The sequence below is a fragment of the Mesorhizobium sp. P2_D1 genome, from assembly GCF_056404455.1.
In genome coordinates this window covers 11625-33923 of sequence record NZ_JBFUDZ010000054.1, presented here as the reverse complement: position 1 = coordinate 33923, position 22299 = coordinate 11625, and the positions used below count along the sequence as shown (strand labels likewise).

At 63.1% G+C, this 22299-nt stretch carries 19 protein-coding genes; 15 read left to right on the top strand and 4 right to left on the bottom strand.

The genetic code is table 11. The features are described from left to right. From AC1D0I_RS27175 to AC1D0I_RS27140, 8 genes are all read left to right on the top strand, one after another. The coding region (locus AC1D0I_RS27175) for a glutamine amidotransferase (RefSeq protein WP_477398988.1) at positions 1-583 on the top strand (583 nt) is incomplete at its 5' end. Between the two features lie 28 nt (positions 584-611). Then, positions 612-1382 (top strand): ATP-binding cassette domain-containing protein, encoded by a 771-nt coding sequence (locus AC1D0I_RS27170; protein ID WP_477398986.1) that lies wholly within the window; start codon positions 612-614, stop codon positions 1380-1382. 32 nt (positions 1383-1414) lie between these two features. Next, positions 1415-2401 (top strand): autoinducer 2 ABC transporter substrate-binding protein, encoded by a 987-nt coding sequence (locus AC1D0I_RS27165; protein WP_477398984.1) that lies wholly within the window; start codon positions 1415-1417, stop codon positions 2399-2401. Between the two features lie 47 nt (positions 2402-2448). Continuing rightward, complete coding sequence (locus AC1D0I_RS27160; RefSeq protein WP_477398982.1) at positions 2449-3396, top strand: ABC transporter permease; 948 nt, start codon at positions 2449-2451, stop codon at positions 3394-3396. Continuing rightward, positions 3393-4352, top strand: a complete 960-nt coding sequence (locus AC1D0I_RS27155; protein WP_477398980.1) for an ABC transporter permease — start codon at positions 3393-3395, stop codon at positions 4350-4352. The genes AC1D0I_RS27160 and AC1D0I_RS27155 overlap by 4 nt, the downstream gene beginning before the upstream one ends. An 8-nt stretch (positions 4353-4360) precedes the next feature. Beyond that, positions 4361-5668 carry a M20 family metallopeptidase gene (locus AC1D0I_RS27150; RefSeq protein ID WP_477398978.1) on the top strand — a complete coding sequence of 436 codons (1308 nt, stop codon included), beginning with the start codon at positions 4361-4363 and terminating at the stop codon, positions 5666-5668. A gap of 802 nt (positions 5669-6470) precedes the next feature. Continuing rightward, on the top strand, positions 6471-6908 hold the full coding sequence (locus tag AC1D0I_RS27145) for a hypothetical protein (RefSeq protein WP_095082202.1): 438 nt from the start codon (positions 6471-6473) through the stop codon (positions 6906-6908). Positions 6909-7504: 596 nt separating this feature from the next. After that, complete coding sequence (locus AC1D0I_RS27140; protein ID WP_206073701.1) at positions 7505-7759, top strand: hypothetical protein; 255 nt, start codon at positions 7505-7507, stop codon at positions 7757-7759. A gap of 24 nt (positions 7760-7783) precedes the next feature. Here the strand turns inward: AC1D0I_RS27140 and ggt are convergent, their stop codons facing one another. The 3 genes from ggt to AC1D0I_RS27125 all read right to left on the bottom strand — a co-directional run bounded on the left by ggt (position 7784) and on the right by AC1D0I_RS27125 (position 13096). Further along, the gene (gene ggt / locus AC1D0I_RS27135; protein WP_477398977.1) at positions 7784-9523 is read right to left on the bottom strand and encodes a gamma-glutamyltransferase; all 1740 of its coding nucleotides are present in this window, start codon (positions 9521-9523) and stop codon (positions 7784-7786) included. A gap of 91 nt (positions 9524-9614) precedes the next feature. Continuing rightward, complete coding sequence (rhaI, locus tag AC1D0I_RS27130; RefSeq protein ID WP_477398975.1) at positions 9615-10907, bottom strand: L-rhamnose catabolism isomerase; 1293 nt, start codon at positions 10905-10907, stop codon at positions 9615-9617. 86 nt (positions 10908-10993) lie between these two features. Beyond that, on the bottom strand, positions 10994-13096 hold the full coding sequence (locus AC1D0I_RS27125; protein ID WP_477398973.1) for a bifunctional rhamnulose-1-phosphate aldolase/short-chain dehydrogenase: 2103 nt from the start codon (positions 13094-13096) through the stop codon (positions 10994-10996). Positions 13097-13281: 185 nt separating this feature from the next. Here AC1D0I_RS27125 and AC1D0I_RS27120 point away from each other — a divergent pair, with 185 nt between their 5' ends. From AC1D0I_RS27120 to AC1D0I_RS27090, 7 genes are all read left to right on the top strand, one after another. Then, positions 13282-14091 carry a DeoR/GlpR family DNA-binding transcription regulator gene (locus tag AC1D0I_RS27120; protein WP_457151000.1) on the top strand — a complete coding sequence of 270 codons (810 nt, stop codon included), beginning with the start codon at positions 13282-13284 and terminating at the stop codon, positions 14089-14091. A 55-nt stretch (positions 14092-14146) separates the two neighbouring features. Further along, complete coding sequence (gene rhaS, locus AC1D0I_RS27115) at positions 14147-15142, top strand: rhamnose ABC transporter substrate-binding protein (protein ID WP_457150999.1); 996 nt, start codon at positions 14147-14149, stop codon at positions 15140-15142. Positions 15143-15255: 113 nt separating this feature from the next. Beyond that, positions 15256-16812 (top strand): sugar ABC transporter ATP-binding protein, encoded by a 1557-nt coding sequence (locus tag AC1D0I_RS27110; protein WP_477398971.1) that lies wholly within the window; start codon positions 15256-15258, stop codon positions 16810-16812. Then, positions 16809-17789 (top strand): ABC transporter permease, encoded by a 981-nt coding sequence (locus tag AC1D0I_RS27105; RefSeq protein WP_477398969.1) that lies wholly within the window; start codon positions 16809-16811, stop codon positions 17787-17789. The genes AC1D0I_RS27110 and AC1D0I_RS27105 overlap by 4 nt, the downstream gene beginning before the upstream one ends. Next, entirely contained in the window at positions 17786-18781 is a 996-nt protein-coding gene (locus AC1D0I_RS27100; RefSeq protein WP_477398968.1) for an ABC transporter permease, read from the top strand. The genes AC1D0I_RS27105 and AC1D0I_RS27100 overlap by 4 nt, the downstream gene beginning before the upstream one ends. Then, positions 18781-19098, top strand: a complete 318-nt coding sequence (gene rhaM / locus AC1D0I_RS27095; protein WP_477398966.1) for an L-rhamnose mutarotase — start codon at positions 18781-18783, stop codon at positions 19096-19098. The genes AC1D0I_RS27100 and rhaM overlap by 1 nt, the downstream gene beginning before the upstream one ends. Next, complete coding sequence (locus AC1D0I_RS27090; RefSeq protein ID WP_477398964.1) at positions 19095-20471, top strand: FGGY-family carbohydrate kinase; 1377 nt, start codon at positions 19095-19097, stop codon at positions 20469-20471. Before rhaM ends, AC1D0I_RS27090 begins: the two co-directional genes overlap by 4 nt. Here the strand turns inward: AC1D0I_RS27090 and AC1D0I_RS27085 are convergent, their stop codons facing one another. Further along, entirely contained in the window at positions 20472-22298 is a 1827-nt protein-coding gene (locus tag AC1D0I_RS27085) for an alanine racemase (RefSeq protein ID WP_477398962.1), read from the bottom strand. Between the last annotated feature and the right edge of the window lies 1 nt (position 22299).

Sequence of the window (22299 nt, the reverse complement as noted above, 5' to 3'; positions counted from 1 at the left end):
CGGAGGCCTGTCGCAGTACAAGGCGATCATCCTCTCCGACATCGGCGCCAACTCGCTGCTGTTGCATCCCGACGTCTGGCTGCATGGCAAGACGGTGCCCAACCGGCTCAAGCTGCTGCGCGATTGGACGCATGCCGGCGGCGGCCTGGTGATGATCGGCGGCTATTTCTCCTTCCAGGGCATCGACGGCAAGGCGCGCTGGAATCGCACCGCGGTCGAGGACGCGCTGCCGGTGACCTGCCTCCCCTATGACGATCGGCTCGAAATTCCCGAAGGTTTTCGGCCCGAGATCATCGGCGCCGCGGATCATCCGCTCTTTGCCGGCATAAAGGGCGAATGGCCGATCCTGCTCGGCGCCAACGAGGTCATCGCCCGTGACCGCGGCGATGTCGAGATCCTGGCGCGGCTGCCGCATGACCAGGGCGGCCATCCATTGCTCGTGACAGGGCGGCATGGCGAAGGCCGTACGCTGGTGTGGACATCGGATATCGGCCCGCACTGGCTGCCGAACAGCTTCGTCGAATGGCCGGGTTACGCGCGCCTTTGGACCAACGTGCTGCGCTGGGTCAGCAAGACCGCCTAGCCAATCCGCAACCGCCGGAGCAACCGCCATGACGGCACCCTTTCTTGTGGCCAGGAACATCGCCAAGCGCTTCGGCGCGTTGACGGCGCTTGCCGACGTCGACCTTGAAATCCGCTCCGGCGAAGTGCTGGCGCTGCTTGGCGATAATGGCGCCGGCAAGTCGACCTTCATCAAGATCCTGGCCGGCGCTCACTCGCCGAGCGATGGCGAACTCGTCATCGAGGGCAGCCCGGTCGTTTTCTCCTCGCCCAAGGACGCGGCCGCGTCGGGGATCGCGACGATCTTCCAGGAACTGGCGCTGTCAGAAAACCTGTCGATCGCCGAAAACGTCTTTCTCGGGCGAGAATTGAAACGCTCCATTTTTGGCATCCCATTCCTCAAGCGCAAGGAAATGCGCCAGCGCGTCGATGGTCTCCTGCAGGAACTCGACGCCCATATTTCCGATCCTGAAGCTCCGGTCGGCAGCCTGTCGGGCGGTCAGCGCCAGGCCGTCGCCATCTGCCGGGCGCTTAATCTGAACGCCAGGCTGGTGATCATGGATGAGCCCACAGCCGCCCTTGCCGTCGCCGAAACACGCAAGGTGCTAGCGCTGACGCGGCGGCTCGCTGCGCGCGGCTGCGCCGTGGTGCTGATCAGCCATAACATTTCCGAAGTCTTCGAGGTTGCCGACCGCATCGTGGTGTTCCGGCGCGGCCGCAAGGTGGCCGAACGGCTGGCCGCCGAGACCAACCACGAGGAAGTCGTTTCGCTCATAACGGGCGCCCATCCCGACGTGCGGGCGCTCGAAAAAACAAACTGAAACGCGCGTCATTCCAGAGAGGATCAAACACAATGCTTTCGCAGTTCAAAAAAGCGCTCGCCGTCTCCGTACTGTCGCTCGCCATTGCCTCGGCCGCGTCCGCCGCCGACAAGCACAGGATAGCCTTCGTGCCGCAGCTGATCGGCATTCCCTATTTCAACGCCATGGAAGCCGGCGGCAACCGCGCCGCCAAGGATCTCGGCGTCGACTTCATCTATTCCGGTCCCGTCGACACCAATCCGGTCGACCAGTTGCAGATCGTGCAGAACCTGATCGACCAGGGCGTCGAGGCGGTCTCGGTCAGCGTGCTCGATGCCTCCAGCGTCGCCCCCGTAGTCGAGAGCGCCAAGGCGAAAGGGATAAAGCTGTTCACCAGCGACAGCGATGCGCCCGACAGCGGCCGCGCCGTCTATGTCGCGCAGGCAACCGATGAGGGCCTTGGCACCACAATCATCGACGAACTCGTCAAGCGCGTCGGCGAAGACGCGACAATCGGCATCGTCTCCGGCGAGGCGACGGCGTCCAATCTCAACGCCTGGATCGGCTTCATGCAGAAACAGGCCGCCGCCAAATATCCGAAGCTGAAGCTGCTCGACCCGCAATTCGCCGGCGGCACGGCCGAGCGCGCCGCGCAGATTTCCGGCGACCTGATGGCGGCCAACCCCGACATCAAGGCCATCATCGCCGTTGCCTCCTCGACCTGCCCGGGTGTCGCCCAGGCGATCGAGACCGCCGGGAAAATCGGCTCCGTCATTGGCGCCGGCTATTGCAGCCCCAACACCGCGCGCTCCTACCTGAAGAGCGGTGCCTTCGGCTTCACCGTGCTGTGGGATCCCGAGCAGCTCGGCTATCTCACGGTCTGGGCTGGCAAGCAGCTCATCGAAGGCAAGGCTTTCGAGGCCGAAAACAAAATTGCCGGCCTGGAGAAGCCCGCCACCTATGACGCCGCCAAAGGCATCTTGTTGCTCGGGCCGCCAGCTGTTTTCACCAAGGACAATGTCGACAAGTTCAACTTCTGAGCCCTGATGTGAGCGCGGTGCGACAGTCTGGAAACGGTGTCATCTCCATGAACGGGCGGGAGTGGTCTCTGCTTGTCGCCTGTCTGCTGGCGATCGTCGTCTTTGCTGTCGCATCGCCGCACTACGCCACCTCCGGCAATGCGGTCACCGTGCTGCGCAACAGCGCCGAACTGCTTTTGATCGGCCTCGGCATGACCCTGCTGCTCGCCATGGGCGGCATCGATGTGTCGATCGGCATTGTCATGGGTCTGGCGGCCATTGCCATCGGCCGCGTGCTCGGCACCGACGGCAATCCGCTGCTGGCGCTTGTCGTCGGCCCGTTGGTCGGCGCGCTGCTCGGCTGTGTGACCGCCGCCGTCGTCGTCCTCGGTCGCGTTCCGGCCATTGTCGGAACGCTCGGCCTGCTCGGCATCTACCGCACCGCCGTGTTCGTGCTGCTTGGCGGGCAATGGCTCTCCGGCCTGCCCTCGACCCTTACCGATCTGCTCGCCGCGAGTGTGCTCGGCATTCCTGTCCCCGCCCTGGTGATCGCTGCAGCCTATTTCACGGTCTGGCTGGCGCTGCGGCGCACCCCCTATGGGCTGCATCTGCTGGCGATCGGCAATTCGGAGGAGAAGGCGCGGCTCTCAGGTATCCCGGTGGTCAAGGTTCGCTTCATGACCTTCGTCGTCAGCGGTATCCTGACCGGCATCGCCGCCACCTTCTACGTCGCCACCTACCGCAATGTCGAAATGAGCATCGGCAGCACGCTGGCGCTTGACGCCATTGCCGCGGTCATCCTCGGCGGCACCAGCATACTGGGCGGCCGCTGCAGCCTGCTCGGCACCGTACTTGGCGTGCTGCTGCTCAGGATCCTCCAGAACGGCCTGCTTCTGATCGGCATCCCTTCGCTCTGGCAGCCTGTCGTCACCGGCGTTCTCATCATCGGCGTGCTTGGCTTCGAAGCCATTTCCAATCGCCTTCCGCTGACCCGCCTCCAGCGAGCCCGCACATGAAGACGCTGCGCAATCTGCAAGGCCCGGCCCTTACGCTCGCGCTTCTGTGCGGGCTTTGGCTGATCGTCATTGTCGGCTTGGCTGTGCTAAAGCCCGCGGTCTTCAACCTTGGCACCGTCACCACCATCCTCCAGTTCTCGACCATCCTGGCGCTGGTCGGGCTTGGCCAGGGCCTGGTCATCCTCGCCGGCGGCGCCGGCATCGACCTGTCGGTCGGCGGCGCGGTTTCGCTCTCCGCCATCATCGCCATGCTGTCGCTCAAACTGGGTTTGCCGCCGTTGCTGCTGCCGCTAGCTTGCGTCCTGGCCGGCGCACTGCTCGGCGTCCTCAATGGCGTGCTGGTCAACCGGCTCGCGCTTCTGCCCTTCATCGCGACGCTCGGCACCTTCTTCGTCTATTCCGGCACAGCGCTCGCCGTTACCGGGGGTGCGGCTCAATCCGGCGTGCCGGCCTGGCTGCTCGTGTGGGGGCGTGGCGCCGTCATAGGCATCCCCATGCCGTTTCTCACCCTCGCCATCCCCTGCTTTGCGCTCGCCGGCCTGGTGCTGATGTCGACCGCCTGGGGGCGTTGGATCTACGCCATGGGCTTCAATGAACGTTCGGCCAGGCTGGTCGGCATTCCGGTCGATCGCGTCCGCCTCATCCTCTATGCGCTGAGCGGTGCGCTCGCCGGCGCCGCCGGCCTTGTCTCGCTCGCCTGGCTCGGCAGCGGCAGGCCCAATATCGGCCAGAACCTCGAACTGGAATCGCTCACCGCCGCGATGCTTGGCGGCATCGCCATCACCGGCGGGCGCGGCGGCGTCGGCGGCGTGTTCGCGGCCGTGCTGCTTTTGGTCACGCTGAAGACCGGTCTGCTGCAATTGAACATCAACACGGTTTGGCAAGTGGGGATTGTCGGCGCCCTTCTGGTGTTCGTCCTTCTTGCCGACCGGCTTTCCCAACGTTGGAGATCATGATGCCTTCCATGGAAGAGACTATCGCCGCCCGCGTCGAGGCAGCGGTCGATCGTATCGTCGAAACGCTGAGCGATCTCGTCGCCTTCCCCTCGATCGTGAAATCCAGTCCGAAGGAGGCCGGGCCGGGTGAGCGTGATTGCCAGCTCTATCTGCAAAAACGCATCGAAGCGGTCGGCTTCACGTCCGATCTCTGGGATCCGGACGGCCCGGCGCTTTATGAAAAATACAAGGGACGTGCCGGCGCCAACAAGGGCAGGACCTTTGACGGCCGGCCCAATCTCGGCGGCGTCCTGAAGGGTACCGGCGGCGGGCGTTCGATCATGCTCACCGGCCATATCGACGTCGTGCCGCCGGGCGCCGCTGGACACTGGGCAACCGATCCGTTCCAGCCCGTGCTGAAAGACGGCTTCCTACACGGCCGTGGCACCGTCGACATGAAGGGCGGCGTCGCCTGCATGCTGATGGCGGTCGAAATCCTAAGGGAGCTACAAATCCCCCTTTCCGGAGACATCGTCTTTACCACTGTCGTCGACGAGGAGATCGGCGGCATGGGCTCGCTTGCCATGGTCGACCGCGGCTTTCACGCCGACGCCGGCATCATGACCGAGCCGACGGCAAACAGGATCGCGCCGCTCTGCCACGGCATACTGTGGGGCAGGATCGTCATCGACGGCATAGGTGGGCATGCCGAGCTGACGCCGAATGCCTGGTATTCGAGCGGCCCGGTCGATGCCGTGCAGCTGTGCCGGCAAATCCTCGACGGCATTGACATCCTCAACCGGCGCTGGATGTTCGACCCGAAAAAGAACCATCCGCTGATGGATTTGCCCAACCAGATCATCGTCACTCAGATCAATGCCGGCGAGCACCCCTCCTCCATGGCCGGGCGCGGCGAGATCATCATCGATGCGCAGTACCTGCCGAGCGAGCATGACGAATTCAGGTTGGGCGGCAACGTCAAGCGCGAGATCGAAGAGCATATTGCCCATGTCTGCCAGGCGGACCCTTATCTGCGTCTGCACCCTGCCCGCGTCGAATGGATTCTTGATGCCGACTGCGCCGAAATCCCCTCCGACAGCCCGTTCGTGAGTGTATTCCAGGAAGCTGTGAAGGACGCCAATCTGTCGCCGGTGCTCAGCGGCTTCGGCGCGCACAGCGACATTGGCCTGCCGACCGGCCTCGGCAACACGCCGACGGTCAACTTCGGCCCGGGCGACCCGGCGCAGGCGCATCAACCCAATGAGCGTGTCTCGGTGCGAGACCTCGTCGATTGCACCAAGGCGATCGCCATTGCCGTCGAAAAGTGGTGCCGCTAGCGAACCTCGCCCCCTTGCTGTCGACGTATTCTTGCACCTGGGAGGGCTGCAAAACGGCTTTGAAGGCACCCGATCCCATGAAATTCCCCGACGCTTTTTGAATTTACCGCGATGATCGTCGCATTGGTGGATATGGTACCGATTTGCCAGCCATCAGCTGCTAAGAGTACGCGAAAACAGATCAAGAAATCTCTACCCCTCACTACTACCTTTAGACATGATGCCCCGCCTCCCAATATCCGTTAAATTCAAGTACGCCGCAGCGTTGCTTGGCATTCAAGATACCGCTGGACTAAAGGGGCGCGTTATGCACCAAGTCAAAGTCGTGTGCCCTAACTGCCAGGTGCCGGGCGCTGGACCACTGAGGATGAACTGCACAAAGTGCGGCGGAACCGGCTTTGTCTACGAGTCGAGAATGGATCCCGGTCCAGCTAGGGGCTTCCTCCGGCTGGTTGTTATCGGCGCCGCAATCATGCTGACCTATTGGTACGTCACCGGCATCACCTACCATGGGTATTAAACCGCCAAGCCGCCTTCCGCCTGTGCGCTATCGCCCTTGATGGTCGGGGTGCATTTCCCCTCATGCGCGCGATCCCAGACTGACGCGCGAAAAATCCGCCTGACTTGGGCGGGTTCGCGGCGCATCTCTACACCTTAACGGAGACACGGAAGCCTGCCCGTGGCGTCATGGCACATCGTCGAGTGAAACAACTTTGCGCTCGTTGGCCTACCAGCGGATTTGATTTGCTTGGTGATCCCCCAACCTTAGGGCAAACTCCCTGTCGGGGCTCCAGGAGGAGAAATGAGAGCACGCGCTGCAACGCTCGGGGATCTCGAGGATGTCTTTCGCGGCCTGTCCAAGCGGATGTCGGATGAATACGTCGCTGCCGGCAAGGACAGCAAGATCGCTTACGACAATTTGATGATGAACTTGAAGGAAGGCCGTGCGCATGCGCTTGTCGAGGGCGACAAGACCGTGGCGATCATCGCCTGGCATGAGAACAGCGACGCCGCCAATACGCTGTTCGCCGCACAGGAGGATTTCTTCCGTGCCGCGACCATTCGCTTCTGCAAACGGCACATCAGGCACATCCAGGCACTCGCCGGCAACCTGCCCATTCACTCGCGCAGCTGGCTGCAGGGGTCGGATGTCGCAAGATGGTTTCACCTGATCGGCTATGTCGAGCGCGGCCAGGAGAACGGCGCCACTGTCTTCGAGCTGCCGCCGGCTCGCGGATAGAAATCGCGGTGTCGGGACAGAAGTTTGGCCGCATGCCTTGGCGATCAATGGATACGTTCACATTTCGTCATCCTGGGTCGGAGCAACGAGCAAAGCGACGCGGCGCAGGCCATCGGCGGCTTGAAACGCGCCGCATGAAACTGTGGCGATGCGACGCGTCCCGAGCGATCAGGCTGTCGGCGAGCGACGGCAAGACGATTCGGCCACGCTACGCACAGTGCGACGTCACGTCCCACCGAAAATCGCCGCACGGATGACCAATCCATGTTCAGTATCATTTTTCCTCCACGAATTCGTTCCATGACAGGATGGTCCACGGCAGCCTTCGGGCAGGTGTGCCCAGGATTATCCGAGATCAAAGACGGCCAAGGGCACGAATCAAAAAAGTCGGCGGCACGCTGCGGCGGAAAGGTGTAGAAGACCGTGCCGAACGCATCGAGGGCAGTGCGATCGGGTTGCGCTCGGCAAGGCTTGATGATTTGTTGCCGCTATACGGAGAACGAGTAATGCGTGAGCCTGCCGGTCAAGACGAATATGGGTCGAGCAATCCCTTCGACCCGGACGATCTGCCGACGTTGAATGCGATAGGTCCAAGCATGGGAAGCGGCAACGACTTCGAGAAGTATGCGGTTGCCGTGATCATCGTGTTCGGCGCGCTGATCATTGGTGGGTTGATGGCCGCGTCGATGACCTTCGGGCACCGCAATGGGTTCCTTTTTGCACTTGGCGGCGCCACATCGGCCTGGATATCGGGAAACGCGCTGCTGCTCGACCGGCCGCGCATTTACGCGCTGTTTGTCGGCATCGCCGCGTTGTTGCTGATAGCGTCGACCGTCACGCTGATTTCGTGACGATCCGGCTTGTGAATCAAGACATCAATATCCGAGCGCTTCGCCCGATGCGGCACGGCTGTCGATAGCGCCATTGTAGCGCGCGCCGCCGCCCTTCTCGATCTCCGCCAGGCTCTTGCCACCGACCAGGATGCCCGCAGCCTGGCCCCAGGTCTTATCACCGAGATCGAGGTGGTAGCCCATGCCGGCCAGCAGTTTTTCGGTATCCGGCGACAGGCCGAACGGCTCGATGTAAACGGTGTCGGGGAGCCATTGGTGGTGGATGCGCGGCGCGTCGATCGCCTCCTGGATGTTCATGCCATGGTCGACGACGTTGACGATGGCTTCCAGCGTGATGGTGATGATGCGCGAACCGCCCGGGCTGCCGATGACCATGAACGGCTTGCCGTCCTTGGCCACGACGGTCGGGCTCATCGACGACAGCGGCGTCTTCTTCGGCTGGATGGCGTTGGCCTCGCCCTGGACCAGACCATAGAGGTTGGGCACGCCGGGTTTCTGGGTGAAATCGTCCATCTCGTTGTTGAGCAGGATGCCGGTGCCGTCGGCGACGACGCCGGCGCCGAACGAGCCGTTCAGCGTATAGGTAACGGCGACCGCATTGCCGTCATTGTCGATGATCGAATAATGCGTCGTCTCCTTGCTCTCGCCAAAGCCCTTCGGCATCAGGTCCTGCGACACGCCGGCCCGGAACGGATCGATCTTGTCGCGAATGTCCTTGGCATAGGCCTTGTCCAACAGTTTCGAGACCGGGTTGTCGACGAAATCGGGATCGCCGAGTGCTGAATTGCGGTCGACATAGGCATAGCGCATCGCCTCGACCATGACATGGACCGTGTCGGCGGAACCGGCGCCGAGATAAGACAACGGATAACCTTCCAGCACGTTGAGGATTTCGCAGATGATGACGCCGCCGGAGCTTGGCGGCGGCGACGATGTGATCTCATAGCCGCGATAGGTACAGGTCACGGGCTTCAGTTCGCGAACCGCATATTGCTCGAAGTCCGGCTTGGCCAGGATACCGCCCTTGGCGCCGCTTGCCTTGACGATGGCGTCGGCAATGGCACCTTTGTAGAAGGCATCAGCGCCTTTCTCGGAAATGGCGGCGAGCGAGGCGGCAAGGTCCGGCTGGACCAGGCGCTCGCCGATGCCATAGGGCTTGCCATCGGGTTTCAGGAAGATGGCGGCAGCCGCGGGATCCTTCGCCAACCTGTCGGCACTGCCGGCAAAGGAGGCGGCGTCGCCCTGATTGAGGACGAATCCGTCCTTGGCATAGCTGATCGCCGGCCCCATCAGATCCTGTCTGGACAAGGTGCCGTATTTTTCGCGCGCCATCTCGAAGCCGGCGACGGAGCCAGGCACGCCGACCGCGAGATAGCCGTCGAGGCTGGCGCCCTTCACCGGGTTGCCGTCCTTGTCGAGATACATGGTCTTGGTCGCCGCCAACGGCGCGCGCTCGCGAAAGTCGAGGAAGGTCGATTTGCCGTCCTTGAAGCGGATGGTCATGAAGCCGCCGCCGCCGATGTTGCCGGCATTGGGGTAGACGACGGCGAGCGCATAGCCGACGGCGACTGCCGCATCGATCGCATTGCCGCCCTTCTTCAGGATCTCGACACCGACTTCAGACGCCAGATGCTGGGCTGTCACCACCATGCCGTGCTCGCCCTTGGCCGGCGCGGGTGACGCGGCGAAGGCGTTTGACAATGGCGCCAGGACGAAGGTGATGGAAAGACTGGCGGCGATCAGTGTTCGACGGGTGAGAGGCATGGCGGTTCTCCGAGCGGGGGACGCCTAGAAGAACCCCTCGAGATCACCAAGTCCACCCATCAATGATGGACCAGACGGATCAATTGAGATGTCAGACAATGCCACCCGAGCCGCCGGCGACCGCTGGGCGTTCCGCTGCCACCTTGGCGCGGTAGCCGGCCGCCCGGTAGGCGGCGACCGGATCGATGGCGCCACCGGTCTTCAGCCGCGCCATGGCGAGGATAGGCTCGACATCGGTGCGGTAGGCGGCTTTCAGCGTCTGCGTCGCCATCAGCGCATCATTGCTGTCCTGATAGCCCTCCAGCGCCTTGCGGTCGACCAGCAGCGCCTGCGCATAGGCGCGCTGCACCTCGACCGCCGACAGCATCAGGCTTTCTATGGGATCGGTGACGTTGTGGCTCTGGTCGAGCATATGGGCCGGGTCAAAACCCTCGGCGCTGGAAAGCTCGGCATCGACCAGTTCGTTGAAGACGAGGAACAGCCGGTAGGGATCGATCGAACCGGCATCGAGGTCGTCGTCGCCATATTTCGAATCGTTGAAATGGAAGCCGCCGAGCTTCTTGAACTGGATCAGCCGCGACACGATCATCTCGATGTTGACGTTGGGCGCGTGGTGACCAAGGTCGACCAGGCAGAACGCCTTGTCGCCCAATTCCTTGGCGATCATGTAGTTKGTGCCCCAATCCTGCACGACGGTGGAGTAGAAGGCCGGTTCGTACATCTTGTGCTCGGTGAACAGCTTCCAGCCGTCCGGCAGTCCGGCATAGACCTCTTTCATGGCGTCGAGATAGCGCTCGAAGGCTTTGGCGAAATTGACCTGTCCGGGGAAGTTCGAACCGTCGCCGATCCACACCGTCAGCGCCCTGGAGCCGAGCGTCTTACCGATCTCGATGCATTCGAGATTGTGCTCGACCGCTTGCCGGCGCGTGCCGGCATCGGCGTGCGACAGCGAGCCGAATTTGTAGGAAAGCGTCTGGTCCTTCGCATCGGAGAAGGTGTTGGAATTCATGGCGTCGAAGCCGAGGCCGAAGCGCGAGGCCGCCTGCTTCAGCCGGTTCGGGTCGGCCTTGTCCCACGGAATGTGCAGGGACACCGTCGGTGTCGCCTGCGTCAATTGCCCGATGACGGCGCAGTCCTCGATCTTGTCGAAAATGTCACGCGGCTCGCCGGCACCGGGGAAACGAGCAAAGCGGGTGCCGCCGGTGCCGACGCCCCAGGAGGGGATCGCTACGGCAAATTTCTCGACCTTGTCGCGGATGGCATCGATGGCGATGCCGCGACGGTCGAGGCGCCCGCCGAGCGACGCGTAGTCACGCTCGAGATCAGCCTTGCGCGCGGTGTTGGTCTTTTCGACAACGTCAGCGGAGATGATCAATTCGGACATAGCTGTTCCTCCCAATACACGTTCGGCTGGCGCCGCCCCTTATCCGCCTGCCGGCACCTTCTCCCCGTGAACGGGGAGAAGGAAGGCTACCGCGTAAAGCTCTGGGCGTTGCCGGCGTCGACATTGATGATGTTGCCGGTCGACTTGGCCGACATGTCGGAGGCGAAGAAATAGATGGCTTCGRCGATGTCCTCGGGAAACACCGAGCGCTTCAGCATCGAGCGCGAGCGGTAATGCTCCTCCAGATCGTCGGTCGACATCTTGTAGGCGGCGGCGCGCTGTTCCTTCCACTCGCCGGTCCAGATCTTCGACCCGCGCAGCACGGCGTCCGGGTTGACGACATTGACCCTGATCTGCGCTTCCGCGCCCTCTAGCGCCAGGCAACGCGCCAGATGGATCTCGGCAGCCTTGGCCGTGCAGTAGGCTGCGGCATTGGGCGAGGCGGCAAGGCCGTTCTTGGAGGCGACGAACACGACGTTGCCGCCGATCTTCTGCATCCTGAACAGCCGGAATGCCTCCCGCGAGACCAGGAAATAACCGGTCGACAGGATGTCCATGTTTTTGTTCCACAGCGCTAGTGTCGTCTCCTCGATCGGCGCCGAGGACGCCAGGCCGGCATTCGACACCAGAATGTCGATGCCGCCGAATTCGACCGCGGTCTCGGCGAAGCCCGCGATCACTTGATCCTCCGAGGTGACATTGATCAGCATCGGCCGGACGAAATCCTTGCCGTAGGCCTTGGCCAGTTCGTCATTGGCGCTGGCGAGCGCTGTCTCGTCGATGTCGGCCAGCACGACGCAGGCGCCTTCGCGCAGCAGCCGGTTGGCGGTCGCACGGCCGATGCCGCCGGCGCCACCGGTGACCAGGGCGATATGGCCGGCGAGCGCCTTCGGCTTCGGCATGCGCTGCAGCTTCAGGTCCTCGAGCAGCCAGTATTCGATGTCGAAGGCTTCCTGTGCCGGCAGGCCGACATAGGACGAGACCGTCGAGGCGCCGCGCATGACGTTGATGGCGTTGACGTAGAACTCGCCCGAAATGCGCGCCGTCGCCTTGTCGCCGGCGAAGGTGAACATGCCGACACCAGGCATCAGGTAGACCACCGCGTTGGGATCGCGGATGGCGGGCGAATCCGGATGCTTGCAGCTGTCGTAGTAGGCCTGGTAGCCGACGCGGTAGGCGGCGACATCGTCGGCGAGGCGCGCGATGACGGCATCGACATCGGGCTTTGCCGGATCGAATTCGATCACCAATGGGCGGATCTTGGTGCGCAGGAAATGGTCCGGGCAAGAGGTGCCGAGTGCGGCCAGCGGCCGCAAATCCCTGGAGTTGACGAATTCGAGTACGGCGGCCTGGTCGTCGAAATGGCCAAGCTTGTGGCTCTTTTCCGAAATCAGGCCGCGGATTTTTGGCATCAGCTTGGCCGCGATGGCGCGGCGTTCGGCGGCGTCGAGCGACTTGACCGCTTCACCGCCGAAGATGGCGAGGCCTTCGGAGCGGCGCTCGAACCATTCGATCGCCTGATTGATCACCGAGATCGTCGTCTCGTAGCATTCCCGAGGGGTGTCGCCCCAGGTGAACAGGCCGTGGCTTTCCAGGATGACGCCCTTGGCGGCGGGGTGTTCGAGGCAGAACTTCTCCAGCCATAGGCCGAGTTCGAAGCCCGGCCGCTTCCACGGCAGCCAGCCGATGGCGTCGCCGAAGATCTCCCTGGTCAGGGCCTTGGAATCCTTCGCGGCGGCGATGGCAATGATCGCGTCGGGATGCATGTGATCGACATAGGGTTTCGGCACGAAGGCATGCAGCGGCGTGTCGATCGAGGCCGCGCGTGGGTTCAGATTGAACGTGCAGTGCGGTAGGAAGCCGACCATCTCGTCTTCATGCGCGAGGCCGCGGTAAAGCCCCTTCAGCGCGCGCAGCTTGTCCATATAGAGCGTGGCGAAACCATCTGTTTTGATCGAGGCGCTGTCGCCGCCCGAACCCTTGACCCAGAGCACTTCGACGTCCTCGCCGGTGAGCGGATCGTTCTGCCATATCTTCGAGGAGGTGTTGCCGCCGCCATAATTGGTGACGCGCTTGTCGGAACCGAGCGTGTTCGAGCGATAGACCAGCCGCTCCGGCTCGCTCATCGATTGGGCCTTGGCCTCGTCCCACAGATTGGCGAGGCGCGCGCCGGTGCGCTTGTCGAGCATGGATGATCCTCCCGAAGGCACGCAAAACGTGCGGCCCATTTGGTCCGAATTTCCACGGAAGCGTCCGACTTGTCAATCACAAACGATCAACATCGATCATATTGCACTGCACAATGAAATTATATGATCGGAAATGATTGACACTGCGCGGTTTGGATGCCTAGATGTTTGGGCAGGGAGGAACCATGCACGAAAAAGAGCGCCACAGGATCATTCTGTCCGCCGTCCAGGAAAAGCCTGTGGTGACGGTGCAGGAGATGGTCGACCTGACGGAGTCCTCCGAGGCGACGATCCGGCGCGACATAGCGGCACTCCACGTGCAGAAACGTCTGCGCCGTGTGCGCGGCGGCGCCGAGGCGATCTCCCCGCCGCAGTTCATCGGCCTCGCCGGCCGGCCCTTTTCGGTCAACGAAACCCTCAACGCCGCACAAAAGCGGGCGATCGCCCGCGAAGCGGTCGAGCTCTGCAAGGACGGCGAACCGATCATCATCAATGGCGGCACCACCACCTTCCAGATGGTGCATTTCCTGACCGGCCGCCGCATGCCGATCTTCACCAATTCCTTCCCAATCGCCGAGCACCTACTCAAGCATTCCAAGAACACGGTCATGCTGTCGGGCGGCACCATCTACCGCGAACAGAACATCATCCTGTCGCCCTTCGACAATGACGTGACCCGCAATTTCTACGCACGCCGCATGTTCATGGGCGCGCAGGGGCTGGGGCCACTCGGGCTGATGGAAGGCGACCCGCTGTTGATCCAGGCGGAGCAGAAGCTGATCGACCAGGCCGACGAACTGGTGGTGCTGGTCGATTCCTCGAAATTCCGCAAACGCTCCAGCCTGATCCTGTGCGGCCTGTCGCGCATCGCCACCGTGATCACCGACGACGGCATCGAGGACCGTGAAGCCAAGATGTTAGAGACCGCCGGGGTGGCGCTGATCGTCGCCCGCAAGTCGGCAACCAACAAGGAAGAATCTTCACTGCAGGCCTGAGACCAACTCACGCCCGCAGCGGCGATGGAATGCAACGCTCAAGGGAGGATATTCGATGAGCTTTTTGAAGAAATTGATGGTGACGGCGGCGTTCTCGGCCGCCATGTTCGTGAATGCAGCCTACGCGGAAAACGTCAAGATCGCGCTAGTGGTGAAGTCGCTCGGCAACGGCTTCTTCGATGCCGCCAACAAGGGCGCCGAAGAGGCGGCCAAGGAACTCGGCGGCGTCGACATCATCTACACCGGCCCGACCAAGGCGACCGCCGAGGCCCAGATCGAAGTGGTCAATTCGCTGATCGCCCAGAAGGTCAACGCCATCGCCATTTCGGCCAATGACGCCGACGCACTGGTGCCGGTGCTGAAGAAGGCCATGGAGCGCGGCATCACCGTCATCTCCTGGGATTCGGGCGTCGCCAAGGAAGGCCGCCAGCTTCACCTCAACCCGTCCGACACCGGACTGATCGGCGAGACCATCATCAAGCTTGCCGCCGACTATCTGCCGGAAGGCGGCGACGTCGCCATCCTGTCGGCGTCGTCCACCGCGACCAACCAGAACGCCTGGATCGACGCGGCCAAGAAAATCCTGCCGGAGAAGTTCCCCAAGATCAAACTCGTCGCCACCGTCTATGGCGATGACGATTCGGCCAAGAGCACGGACGAAGCCAAGGGCCTGCTGAAGTCCTACCCGAACCTCAAGGCGATCATCGCACCGACCACCGTCGGCGTTGTTGCCGCCGCCCAGGTGGTCACCGACGAGAACCTGATCGGCAAGGTCAATGTCACCGGCCTCGCGCTGCCGTCCGAGTTCAAGAAGTTCATCGACAACGGCGCCTCGCAGGCGGTTGCGCTGTGGAACCCGATCGACCTCGGCTATTCGGCCGTCTACCTCGCCCATGATCTGGCGGTGAAGAAGGAAGAGGCCAAGCCCGGCGCCACACTGTCGATCGGCCGCGTCGGCAAGGTCACGCTCGACGACACCAACTCGGCTGCGATGGCTCCGCCCTTCCAGTTCGACAAGAGCAACATCGAGAAGTTCTCCAAGATCTATTGATCTCGGACGCTTGCACCCTCCCCCTTGTGGGGAGGGTCGGCGAGCCGGCTTTGCGCAGCAAAATCGGCGAGACGGGGTGGGGTGGCGACATCTCCACACACCAGGACCTTGATATGCTAGACAACACCCACCCCGCTCAAATTGTTCGCGACCTTCCCCACAAGGGGGTGGGTAACGCAGCCCCACGCCTGGCGCTGTCCGGCGTCTCCAAGAGCTTTCCCGGCGTGCGCGCATTGCACGATGTCAGCCTGTCGCTCTATCCGGGCCAGGTGACAGCGCTGATCGGCGAAAACGGCGCCGGCAAGTCGACGCTGGTCAAGATCATGACCGGTATCTACCAGCCCGATACTGGAACTATCAGCATTGACGGCCAGGCCGTCACTCTGCCCAGCGCGCATGCCGCCTTCGGCTATGGCGTCACCGCCATCCATCAGGAAACCGTGCTGTTCGACGACCTGACAGTGGCTGAAAACATCTTTCTCGGCCACGCGCCGCGCACGCGCTTGGGCACTATCGACTGGCGCACGATGCGCAAAAATGCGCGCGAAGTGCTCGATGCAATGCACGCCGGCCATATCGACGCCGATACAAGGCTGAAGGACCTCGGCATCGCCAACAAGCATCTCGTCGCCGTCGCCCGTGCGATGTCGATCGACGCCCAGATCGTCATCATGGACGAGCCGACGGCCGCGCTTTCGATGAAGGAGATCGAGGAGCTTTTCCTGCTCATTGAGTTCCTCAAGAGCGAAGGCAAGGCGATCCTGTTCATCAGCCACAAGTTCGACGAGATCTACCGCATCGCCGACCGCTACACGGTGTTTCGCGATGGCGAGATGGTTGGTGAAGGGTTGATCAAGGATGCCGGGCAGAGCCAGATCGTGCGCATGATGGTCGGCCGTTCGGTCGACCACATCTTTCCGCAGCGCAAGGCCGAGATCGGCGCGCCGGTGCTTTCCGTTTCCGGCTTGTCGCACCCGACCGAATTCAACGACATCGGCTTCGAATTGCACAGGGGCGAGATCCTCGGCTTCTATGGCCTTGTCGGCGCCGGGCGCAGCGAGGTGATGCAGGCGATCTCCGGCATCACCCGCACCACAGGCGGCACGATCACCCTGGAAGGCAAGACGATCGCGCCGAAATCGGCGGCGGATTCGATTGATGCCGGCATCGTCTACGTGCCGGAGGAGCGCGGCAAGCAAGGCGTGGTGATCGGCCTGCCGATCTTCCAGAACGTCTCGCTGCCCTCGCTCAAGCGTACCTCCAAGTCCGGCCTGCTGCGGCTGTCGGAGGAGTTCGCGCTCGCCCGCTCCTACACCGAGCGGCTCGACCTGCGCGCCTCCTCGCTCAGCCAGGATGTCGGTACCCTGTCAGGCGGCAACCAGCAGAAGATCGTCATCGCCAAATGGCTGGCGACAGCGCCCAAGGTGATCATCCTCGATGAGCCGACGAAGGGCATCGACATCGGTTCCAAGGCCGCCGTGCACGGCTTCATGGCCGAGCTGGTGGCGCAAGGCCTGTCGGTGATCATGGTGTCGTCCGAATTGCCCGAAATCCTCGGCATGTCCGACCGCGTCGTTGTCATGCGCGAGGGCCTCGTCGCGGCGGTCTACGACAACAAGGGACTGGACGCCGAGACGCTGGTCAGGACGGCAGCGGGGATCGCGGCATGAAAGCCTTTCTCAAATACCGCGAAATCTGGCTGCTTGCGGCCATCGTCGTGCTGATCGGACTGATCTCGACGCGCTTCCCGGCCTTTGCCGACCCCGGCAATCTGCGCCAGGTGTTCAACGACACCTCGATCCTGATGATCCTGGCCCTCGGCCAGATGGTTGTCATCCTGACCCGGTCGATCGACCTGTCGATGGCGTCCAACCTCTGCTTCACCGGCATGGTGGTGGCGATGCTGAACGCAGCGCACCCGGCAATCCCGATCCCGCTGCTGATCGTCGTCGCACTGGTCGTCGGTCTGGTGCTCGGCGCTATCAACGGCCTGCTGGTCTGGCGGCTGAACATCCCCTCGATCGTGGTGACATTGGGCACGCTGACCATCTATCGCGGCGCCACTTTCGTCCTATCCGGCGGCGCCTGGGTCAATGCCGACAAGATGAGCCCCGACTTCATCGGCCTTCAGCGTGCCGCCTTCCTCGGTATTCCGGTGCTATCGTGGATCGCCATCCTGGTGATCGCGTTGTTCTTCGTCCTGATGACGCGCACGGCGCTCGGCCGCTCGATCTACGCCATCGGCGTCAACCCGACGGCATCGGTCTATGCCGGCATCGATGTCGGCCGGACGAAATTCATCGTCTTTTGCATCTCCGGCATGATCGGCGGCCTTTCCGGCTACCTCTGGATATCACGCTACGTGATCGCCTCGGTCGAAGTCGCCAATGGCTATGAGCTCAACATCATCGCCGCCTGCGTCATCGGCGGCATTTCGATCGCCGGCGGCATCGGCTCGGTCGGCGGAGCGGTGCTCGGCGCGCTGTTTCTCGGCATCATTTCCAACGCGCTGCCGGTCATCAACATTTCGCCCTTCTGGCAGATGGCGATCTCGGGCAGTGCCATCATTCTTGCCGTCGTGCTCAACGCGCGAAGCGAACGCCAGCAGGGCCGCATCATCCTGCGAAAAGTGGAGGCGGTGACATGACCGAAATCCCTGCCCCGCGCCACATTCCCGACCGGCTCGACAAGCCGCTGAGCTCGGCGATCTTCTCCTGGGAAGCGCTGCTGGTCGTGGTGGCCGTCGCCATCTTCGCCATCAACAGCTTCGCCTCGCCCTATTTCCTCGATCCCTATTCGCTGTCGGATCTCACGTTCAACTTCACCGAGAAGGGTCTGATCGCCTTCGCCATGGCGCTGCTGATCATTTCCGGCGAGATCGACCTGTCGGTCGCCGCCATCATCGCGCTGGCGTCGACCATGATGGGCATGGCCGTGCAGGCCGGCGCCGGCACGCCGGTGCTGGTGCTGATCGGCATCGTCGTCGGGCTCGGCTGCGGCGCCTTCAACGGCCTGCTGGTCACAAGGCTGGGATTGCCGTCGATCGTCGTCACCATCGGCACGATGAGCCTGTTTCGCGGTATCGCCTTCATCATCCTCGGCGACCAGGCCTACAAGGGTTACCCCGAAAGCTTTGCCTTCTTCGGTCAGGGCTATGTGTGGTGGGTGGTGTCGTTCGAGCTGGTGCTCTTCCTCATCGCGGCTATCATCTACTGGCTCGTGCTGCACCGGACGAGCTTCGGCCGCCGCGTCTTTGCAATCGGCAACAATCCGGTCGCGGCGCAATTTTCCGGCGTGCGCGTCGGCCGCATCAAGTTCATCTTGTTTTGTCTGACCGGGCTAATGTCTGGCATCGCCTCGGTGCTGATCACCTCGCGGCTCGGCTCGACGCGGCCGTCGATCGCTCAGGGCTATGAGCTCGAAGTCATCACCATGGTGGTGCTTGGCGGCGTCAGCATCCTGGGCGGCGCCGGCAGCATTTTGGGCGTCGTGCTTGCCGCCTTCATCATGGGACTGGTGACCTTCGGGCTTGGCCTGCTCAACGTGCCCGGCATCGTCATGTCGATCTTCATCGGCCTGCTGTTAATTATCGTCATCGCGCTGCCGATCGTCTGGCGGCGGCTGCGCGGAGGACGATGATGGCTGAGAAATACGCGTTCAAGATGAAGCTCAAGCTGGGCATGAAGGCCGAATACAAGAAGCGTCACGACGATATCTGGCCGTCGCTGGTCGCTCTCCTGAAGCAGGCGGGCATTTCCGATTATTCGATCCACCTCGACGAAGAGACCAACATCCTGTTTGGCGTGCTGTGGCGGCGAGATGGCCATGGCATGGACGACCTGCCGAGGCATCCGGTGATGCAGCGCTGGTGGGCTCACATGGCCGACATCATGGAGACCAAGCCGGACAACGAGCCGGTGGCCGTGCCGCTGGAAACCGTGTTCCACATGGCATGAGCGCGATGCGCCACATCGCCGTCATCGACATCGGCAAGACCAATGCCAAGGTGGCGCTGGTCGATCTCGCGACGTTGAGTGAGGTCGCGCTGCGCCGCATGGCCAATGCGCCGGTGCGGCAGGCGCCCTATCCTCATCACGATGTCGAGGCGTTGTGGGCGTTCATCCTCGACAGCCTTGCCGACATCGACCGCGAACAGCGCATCGACGCCATTTCGATCACCACGCATGGCGCGACGGGCGCGCTGGTCGACGCCGCGGGCGAACTGGTGCTGCCGGTGCTCGACTATGAGTTCGACGGCCCCGACAGGCTGGCAGCGGACTATGATGCGATCCGCCCATCCTTCGCCGAGACCGGCACGCCGCGGCTGCCGCTCGGCCTCAATCTCGGCGCGCAATTCTTCTGGCAGCAGAAAAGCTTCCCGGCGGAGTTCGCCAAGGCCGCCGCGATGCTGATGTATCCGCAGTACTGGGCCTTGCGCCTGACTGGCGTCGCCGCCAACGAGGTGACCTCGCTCGGCTGCCACACCGATCTTTGGAACCCGTGGACAGCCGACTTTTCGTCGCTGGTCGATCGCCTGGGTTGGCGCGAGCTGATGGCGCCGGTGCGGCCAGCCAAAGACCGCCTCGGCCCGATCTTGCCTGCGCTCGCCGCGCGGACCGGGCTCGCTCCGCAGACGCCGGTGTTCTGCGGCCTGCACGATTCCAACGCTTCGCTGCTGCCGCATCTCCTGTCCGACGCGCCACCCTTCTCCGTGGTCTCGACCGGCACCTGGGTGGTGTCGATGGCGGTCGGCGGCAAACAGATCGTGCTGGACGCGGCCCGCGATACGCTGGTCAATGTCAGCGCACAGGGCGATCCCGTCCCTTCGGCGCGCTTCATGGGTGGCCGCGAATTTTCCCTGCTGACCGATGGCCAGCCGACCAACTGGACCGAAGCTGATGTCGGCGCCGTGCTGACGCAAAAGACGTTGCTGCTGCCCTCGACCCAGCAAGGGTCGGGGCCGTTCCCGCATCATGCCGCGACATGGCTCAACACCGAAGGCATGAGCAATGGGCAGCGCTTTGCCGCCATCTCGTTCTATCTGGCGCTGATGACGACGGCCTGCCTCGACCTGATTGGCGCCGACGGACCGACCACGATCGAGGGGCCCTTTGCCCGCAACCGGCTCTTCGTCAGCATGTTGGCGGCCAGCACGGCGCGCGCCGTTGTCGCGTCAGAGGCCGCCACCGGCACCAGCATCGGCGCCGCGTTACTGGCAACGGACCGGGTAACGGCCCACGGTAAAGGCGAGAGAATGGGGCCGCCGACCGATCCGGCCTGGGCTGATTATGTCAGTGCATGGCAGGCAGCGGTCGAAGCGCAATGCTGATCACAATATCCGCTTGCCGAAGGCCGACATCACGAGGTTGACCGTATCGGTGCCGATCCGCGGCTCCAGATCTGCGGTCAGGCCCGAAACATCCATCGACAACAGCCCGCCGGACAGCGCGATCGCCTCCATCGCCTGATGGGTTTCCCGTAAAGTGAGGCCACCGGAACCCGCCGCCCAGCCGGCGAATTCGGTGACATCAGGCGAATAGCTGACATGAAAACCCTGCGTGCCAGAGGTGGCGATGCGGATCGCTTCGTGCATCAGGTCGCGCATGCCCATGGCGTCGATGTCGGTCATGGTGAAGGCCGAGACGCGCGAATCCTTGAGCACCCGCGCTTCCGCCGGATCGGCGTGGCGCAGGCCGATGATGACGACATTTTCCGGCGACAGCTGCGGCTGCAGCGCGCCCGCCTTGTGGTCGAGGCCGAGCGCGCGGGCCAGCACCGAGCGTTCCGGCAGATCGATGCCGTCCTCGTCCTCGGGCATCAGGGCGGCGATGGAATCGATCCAGATCAGGCCGAAGGAGTGCGTCGCGCGCGCCGTTGCGGTCAGCGCCTTGTGCGCGATGCGACGGTCGGCACCCGCCGCCAGCCGTATCAGCCCCGACGGCGGCCGCTCGATATCGGCCAGTTCGACGACATCGAAATTCATCGCTTCGAGCCGCGCGCCGGTTCCTTCCCGAGCCAGGATACCGGCGGCGCCCTGTTCCGCCAGTATCGACACCATCTTGCGGCCGGAAAAGTCCTCGACATCGTGCATCGGGGCCTTTTCGACATATTCCGAGGTCATCGCCAGCAGCATGGCGCCATAGCTCATGCGGAAGGCGACGCGGTCGCCGACGGCCGGCGGCGGGTCGGCGTCGGCCACATCCAGCAGCAGATGGTCGCTGGAGGCGCCGAGCACCCGCACCCCCTTGGCGATCGGCGTCAGTCCCTCGACCAGCACGTCCTCGCGGCCGATATTGGCGATGGCGCGCAGCCTGTCGCCCTCGTCGGGGAAGACCGGCTGGTTGCCGAAGGCGTCGTAGCCGGATTGCCCGATCGGCCGTGACGGCTTGAGCTTGACCTCGATGATGTCGCTGGTCAGGCGGCAGGCGTCGGGTTCGAGTTCAGCCCACGGCACATCGCGGAAGGTTTCGACGCCGCCTTGCAGGATCGCCTCGCCGACGCGCAGATTGTTGATGCCGGCCGGCAGCTTGCCTTCGAGCAGCAGCGGCAGCGATGACGAGGCGCCGCCGGAAATCCAGTCGAGGCTTTTGCCGGACAGGCGCTCGGTCTTGTAGGCGTGGGCGACGAGCTGGCCGAGATTTTCCTGCGTCGGCATGATGGCGCCGAAACAGCCGAGATTGGTGCCGATGCCGGCGATGCGCACGCCCTTGAACTGCAAGATCTGCTCGACCGTTGGGATCAGATCGCTCGGCCAGATGCCTTCACGGAGATCGCCGAGGTCGATCATCAGCATGATGTCGTGGACGCGGCCCATGCGCTCGGCGATGCGTGAAATCTCTCGGATGATCGTCAGTTCCGACTGCAGGCTGATGTCGACGGTGCGCACCACCTCCTCGACACGCGCCATCGGTGGACTGCGCAGCAGCATGATCGGCGCGTTGATGCCGCTGTCTCGCAGCCGGCGGATGTTTTCGAAACGCGACTCGGCGATGCCGGCGACGCCGCCGCGCAGCATGGCGCGCGCCACCTGCGGCATGCCGCAGGTGCCCTTGGTGACGCCGAACACCCTGATGCCCGACAGCGCGCAGCGCTCGACGATCGTGCGCGCATTGCGCTCGATGCGGCCAAGGTCGATAGCGACTTGCGGTCCGGACATG